The organism is Neisseria sp. P0009.S007, from assembly GCF_051962515.1.
Genome location: NZ_JBQCVF010000140.1, coordinates 1 through 4,187 on the forward strand (window position 1 = coordinate 1; position 4,187 = coordinate 4,187).

A 4,187-nucleotide genomic window follows, 5' to 3' on the forward strand; every position below is an offset into this window, starting at 1 on the left:
AATACTTCGTAAAGGTTGGAAACCGGAATATGGCCGGCATCGGGACGCAGCAGATAGCTTTCATGCCAGCGTACCAGCAAACCGACAAAGCCCGCCATCGCGGAAACCCACGCAAACACGGTACCCATGCCCAAAAGCGTATTGGACGACACATTTTTGCGCACCGCCGCTATCGCGCCGACGATATAGGCAAACAAGGCAAAGAACACAAACGCGCATTGCCACATAATCGCCGACTGGCTGCTTAACAGATATTTGAGCAGGAAACCGTCTGCGTGTTTGATGTCACCGCCATACAAATCAACGGCCAAATACGCCAAGCACACGCCCAAAGGGATAAACCAGCGCATCGGTTTGAAAAACCAACCCAGAAAAACGGCAATACCGGCACTCGCCCACAAAATCACCATTTCGTAGATGTCCATGTGCAGACCGGCTTGGGTTTGGGCAATAAACGCACTGATGGCAATCAGCAGTGCGAATGCCCAGTCGAAGAGGTTGAGGTTTCGGATAAATGATTTGTGTGTCAGAAGCTCATGCTCGGGCAAGGCCTGATGTTTGTTATTCATGGTTCAAATCCTTGGCAAGCTGCTGCAATTGCCGTGTGTGTTGCGGAAATTCTTTCTGCAAGTCGCGTTCGTTGCGGCTGGAAGACATGGCAAAACGGATACGGCCGTCTGAAAACAGCAGCCAAGCACGTTTTTCACGGATATAGAACATAAACACCGTGCCCAACACCAGCAATACCGAACCCAAATACACCAAGAATTCCCCCGGAGAACGGGTCATCTGCAATCCGGAAGAGCGCACTTCGGAATAGCCGTCCAATTGCAGCAACATCGGCGCAGGATACTCGGTTAAACCGGTGTACGCATCCATTGCATGCAGCAGGAAGCGGTTGCGTTTTTCATCTTGCGGCCAAGCCGGCAGGTTGTATGTACTGATCGTGTCTTCCAAAGCGGCATTCATCACGCCATAGAGCATCTCATAGAAATAGCCCTGCATTTTTTCCTGCTGATCTTTGGGAATGTTGGTGGTAACAAATTCGTCCAAAGCCAAATAGCCGCCTTTGGCAAAAATCGACAAAGTATTTTCCGCCGCCGCCATGAATTGCTCGCGGATTTCGGCGGGTGCGCCTTTGACGGCGTTGGCAACGGTTTTACGGCGTGCCGCATCGTCTTTCAAATATTGGCGCAAAGCCATAAAGGTATCGATTTTACCGTTTTTATCCATTGGAATGCGCAACCAGCGGTATTGCTGCGCCAAGCCGCTGCGCGTGCCGGTAATGAAGAAATAGTCTTCATCTTGTTTTACCGGCAACATATAGTTTTTATATTCGACCGCCTGCCCTGCTTTGTCGCGGATGCGGTAAACGATAGATGGGCCAATATTGGTGTATTTTTTGCCTTCCTGACGGACAGAACGAACATCATTGATGGCGGATTTCAGGTTTTGCTCTTTTTCAGACGGCTCGCTCATGTCTTCGACGTTCATCGAAGTAAACTGGTCGAATTCCAATTTATAAGAAGCCTTGCCCAAATCCAGCGGAAACTCGCGCATTGAAGTTGCTTTGAGTTTGACCGGAGTACGGTCGGCATCAGCCAGATTCCACGCTTTAAACGTCAAGTCTGAGCCGCCGTCGGCAAAACTTGCCTGATAAACCGTAATACCGTGCAGCGTCAAAGGATAGTTGACGCGGATGGTGTGTTCGCTGACTTTGCCGGTTGCCTTGTCCGTGACTTCCAAGTCGCTGGCGAAATCGCGCGGCATACCGGTATCGTAAAAATCAATATGGAATTTCTTCAATTTGACGGAAAACGGCAAGTCTTGCACGAGCATGCCGTTATCCGCATTCAGAAATACCACGTCCGCGCTCTGACCTTCCGAAATATTGACATTGCCCCTAAACGACAAATTAGACGTACCCAACACGCTTTCGGGCTTAAAGTCTTTGGCGTAAACCGCTGTATTGTCCGGCACGACCCGGCCGGTAAGCATGCCGATTTTCAGCAGGATATTGCTGTCTATCAAACCGCCCAAACAAATCACAATCAGCGCGGCATGGGCAAAGATATAGCCCCATTTGTTCATCGCACCTTTTTTCGCCACCACCAAAACCGAACCGTCTTCACGCGTAACGGTTTTGCAGCCGTAGCCCTGCACTTCCAAATAACGTTGCGCGACTTCGGGCGTTACCTGTCCGTCTAAAACGATGGAATGGCGCATTGCCGCCAGCGATTTTTCCTTCGCGTTTTCACGGAACGAACGAATCTCGCGCAAAAACGGCGGAACATTGCGAATCAGGCACAATCCGGTGGAAATCACCAAAAACATCATGATGACAACGAACCACGCCGAGGCGTACACGTCGTACAGACCCAAAAAGCCGAAAATCTGCGACCAAAACGGGCCGAATTTCACCAAATAATCGACTTGTGGCTGGTTTTGCTGCAAGACCGTACCGATAATCGAAGCCACGCCCAGCAGGCTGAGCAGAGCAACGGCAAAGCGCATGGAGCTGAAAAAGGCAAACCATGGTCTACGGATAAGTGGGACGGATGATGAAGATTTACTCATGTTTCAACTGTCGGCTTTGAACAACCCAATCAATCGGGCTGCGATGGACGTTATGATGCGAAAGGAAGAATACTGCATATTGTAGTCAAAATCTTGCTGTCGCTATTTGAAAAAACCAATCAGGCTTATCGGCATATATTGGCTAAGGCCGTCTGAAGAGTTTTCAGACGGCCTGTATCAATAAGCTCGTTTCAAAACGAAATTAGTGCAAACCTTGGATGAAGTTGGCTACTGCGTTCAACTCTTCTTCGCTCAGGCGGTTGGCAATATCGGCCATAATGGCGTTTTTGCGTTGGCCGGATTGGTAAGCTTTCATTTGCTCAACAACGTAAGCTTTGTGTTGGCCGCCCAGACGAGGATAGGCTTGGATTTCAGTACCGCCGCCAGGGATACCTGCGCCGCTAGGACCGTGGCAAGACATACATGCCGGCAGTTTTTTAGCGCTCAGGCCGCCGCGATAGATTTTCGCGCCCAGCTCTGGGTTTTCTTTAGGATTGGCTTCGCCCGGTTTGCCTTGTTGTTTGGCGTAGTAGGCGGCAGCGTCGCGGATGTCTTGTTCGGACAAGTTCATCACCATCGGTTTCATCACACCGGCAGCACCGTGGGAACGGGTACCGTCTTTGATGGCCATGGTTTGGCCGTAGGTGTAAGCCGCAGCCTGACCTGCCAGTTTAGGATAAGTTGCGATACCGCTGTTACCATCGGCTGCGTGACACGCCGCACAGATAGTAGTCGCTACCTGTTTGCCTTTTTCAGCATCTGCTTTAGGGGCAGCGGAAACCGCACCGGCAGCCAATACCAAGGCCAATAAAGTCAATCGTTTCATGGAGTGCTCCTGATTACAGCATTGCGTACCGCGTCAATGCCTTTTTTATACTCAAATACCGGGGAATTTTCCCGATTAAAACCGATAATTCTATAAACGTGCTATTCTATACCAAGTTTACATTAAATTACTACTCAAATTACCAAACTGCTGCAACATAAATGCCCGATACAAATTATGATGTTGCAGTTTTGTTTCCATGTAAGGAAATACTGATGAACCTTTTTCAAAACGCCAAATTCTTTACGACGGTCAACCATCTGAAAGACCTGCCCGACACGCCGGCCGAGATTGCCTTTGTCGGCCGAAGCAATGCCGGCAAATCCAGCGCCATCAATACCTTAACCAATCATGTGCGCCTTGCCTATGTTTCCAAAACACCAGGCCGCACCCAACACATCAATTTCTTTGAACTGGAAAACGGCAATTTCATGGTCGATTTGCCCGGCTACGGCTACGCGCAAGTACCGGAGGCCATCCGTACGCACTGGGTCAAACTCTTGGGCGACTACCTGCAACAACGCCGCCAACTGATCGGCCTGATTTTGATTATGGACTCGCGCCATCCGCTCAAGGCTTTAGACATTCAGATGCTGGACTTCTTCCACATCACCGGCCGTCCTGTGCATATCCTGCTGTCAAAAGCAGACAAGCTGTCTAAAAACGACCAGATTAAAACTTTGGCAGCGGTAAAAAAATCACTCAAACCCTACACTGAGCGTCAAAAAATCAGCGTTCAACTGTTCTCCAGCCTGAAAAAACAAGGCATGGACGAAGTCAATCA

At 49.6% G+C, this 4,187-nt stretch carries 3 protein-coding genes and 1 pseudogene; 1 reads left to right on the forward strand and 3 read right to left on the reverse strand.

The window, feature by feature from the left end; all coding sequences use genetic code 11:
* The 3 genes and pseudogenes from ACTHS3_RS10445 to ACTHS3_RS10455 all read right to left on the reverse strand — a co-directional run.
* A pseudogene (locus ACTHS3_RS10445) lies at nt 1-569 on the reverse strand (c-type cytochrome biogenesis protein CcsB); the annotation flags it as partial.
* Nucleotides 562-2,514 carry a cytochrome c biogenesis protein ResB gene (locus ACTHS3_RS10450; protein WP_070625208.1) on the reverse strand — a complete coding sequence of 651 codons (1,953 nt, stop codon included), beginning with the start codon at nt 2,512-2,514 and terminating at the stop codon, nt 562-564. The gene ACTHS3_RS10450 and the pseudogene ACTHS3_RS10445, both read right to left, overlap by 8 nt.
* Nucleotides 2,515-2,779: 265 nt before the next feature.
* Nucleotides 2,780-3,403 carry a c-type cytochrome gene (locus ACTHS3_RS10455; RefSeq protein WP_004520892.1) on the reverse strand — a complete coding sequence of 208 codons (624 nt, stop codon included), beginning with the start codon at nt 3,401-3,403 and terminating at the stop codon, nt 2,780-2,782.
* Between the two features lie 215 nt (nt 3,404-3,618).
* Between ACTHS3_RS10455 and yihA the strand changes: the two genes are divergently transcribed.
* Nucleotides 3,619-4,187: ribosome biogenesis GTP-binding protein YihA/YsxC (gene yihA / locus ACTHS3_RS10460; RefSeq protein ID WP_440367922.1), on the forward strand; the 569-nt coding region annotated here is incomplete at its 3' end.